We start from the raw sequence: 1,949 nt of genomic DNA, 5'->3' as shown, positions 1-1,949 counted from the left end.
AAATCCTCTCTGACATGGACACCGAGATAGAAGCCTTAAAACAGAAGCGGGACAAATACAAAGCCATCAAGCAGGGCATGATGCAGGAATTGCTGACTGGCAAAACGCGGTTAGTAAAGGAGGATAAAACATGAATATTCTTATCGACACTGTCAGAATCGCTGGCTTTCGTGGGATCAAAAACCTTGAGATATCACTTCCTCGTGTGACCGTCCTGATTGGCACCAATAACTCAGGCAAGACGTCCCTGCTAAAAGCACTGCAACTGGCTTTAGGTGACTACTCTCGCTATCTCTCCGAAGAGGATTTTCACATCGGCGCTGATGACAAACGAGTTTCGAAAATTCTTGTAGATGTCAGGATCGTCCCAGTAGATGCTAATGGAATTCGCATGCAAAAATTCAATGACGAATGGGCCGCTGAATTTAGCGACAAAATCAAGGCCGAGACTAATGGCAACCAATTTGTTGCCCTTCGGACACGGGCCGCACCAAACACAATCAAGGGGGGCTTTGATAGTAAACGGTCTACATTAGAACGGTGGCCCGATCTGGAAACTTGGCAGACTGAGAAGATCAAAGAAACCAATATGCTCAATTATTTTGAAATCATGCCATTTATTCCAATTGAAGCTCAGCGAGACATTCACCAGGAACTTAAAGAGCGATCATCGTTTATCGGCAAAGTACTTTCAAGTGTCGGAGATGAGTATAATCAGACCGAAATCGCCATGCTTGAATCACTTATAAAAAAAGTTAACGATAAAGCCGTCGATGAGAGTAGTGTTCTCCAAAGCTTAAAGGCGCATTTTAAAAAGCTAAATCACTCATTTGAAGGTTCTGGCAGTGCCGAAATTACACCATTCCCTAAGAAAATTCGTGATCTCTCCAAGCACTTCTCGATTCACTTTGGCGAAAGTCCAAGTATCGCTTTTTCTATGGAATACCACGGAATGGGCACGCGAAGCTGGGCATCTATGTTAACAGTGAAAGCTTTCACTGATTTGATGGCAGCCAAGCACAAGAAAGAAGTAAAGCCATTTTTCCCCATTCTCGCTGCTGAAGAGCCTGAAGCGCACCTGCACCCCAATGCACAAAAAACGCTTTATGGTCAACTTGCTGAATCTAAGGGGCAAATAATTGTTAGCACACATTCACCCTATTTGGCTGCAATGGCTAATCAATCTGAATTGAGATATCTCAAGAAATCATCAGATATCATTGTGGCACATCACCTAGATCTCCAACTTGGAACTGAGGACCGTCGCAGATTACAGCGGGAGGTTATACATTCCAGAGGGGAAATTTTATTCTCAAAAGCATTGGTTTTGTGCGAGGGTGAAACAGAAGAGCAAGCACTTCCCACACTTTTCCAAAAATATTTCGGTAATGAAGCTTTTGTGTTAGGAGTAAATTTCATCGGCGTTGGTGGGTCCGGGAAAAAATATCTTCCGTTCTTAACTTTTGCAAAAGAATTCTCCATACCCATATTTATTTTTAGTGATGGGGAGGAACTAGCCATTAATGGATTAAAAAAATCTTATGAACTAGTATTCGGTGAAACAGACATTACAAAGTGCCCACATATTACCATCCTCGATAACACAGATTTTGAAGGGTATCTGATTTCATCCGGATTCAAAACTACGATAGAGGCTGCCATAAAAGAACTTGACGGGGTCGATGCTATTGAGAACTGGATTGAGCAAAAACATGGAACATCGGCAGGTAGAAAAAAAACAAGTGAACCACCATGTTCTTGTTGTAAGCAACCCATCTATGCCGCTGTTGTCCGGGACTATAAGCCATCTGATGGTTACGACAAAGCTTTGATGGATATTCTTGATTCCAGCAAGCCCAAGTATGCACCAGCAATTGCTGAAAAACTCTGTGAACTTGAGATAGAAAAATTCCCTCCAAAGGTTATTGACCTTTTCGAGAAAATCAAAG

At 42.4% G+C, this 1,949-nt stretch carries 1 protein-coding gene; it reads left to right on the top strand.

Annotated features, from left to right (window positions below; all coding sequences use genetic code 11):
• Positions 1-130 precede the first annotated feature (130 nt).
• Positions 131-1,949: AAA family ATPase (locus U9Q77_12045; GenBank protein ID MEA3288089.1), on the top strand; the 1,819-nt coding region annotated here is incomplete at its 3' end.

The organism is Candidatus Neomarinimicrobiota bacterium, assembly GCA_034716895.1.
In the GTDB taxonomy this organism is placed as follows: domain Bacteria; phylum Fidelibacterota; class UBA8477; order UBA8477; family JABMPR01; genus JABMPR01.
Note: the sequence above shows the minus strand (reverse complement) of the source record. Positions and strands in the feature narration are given on the sequence as shown.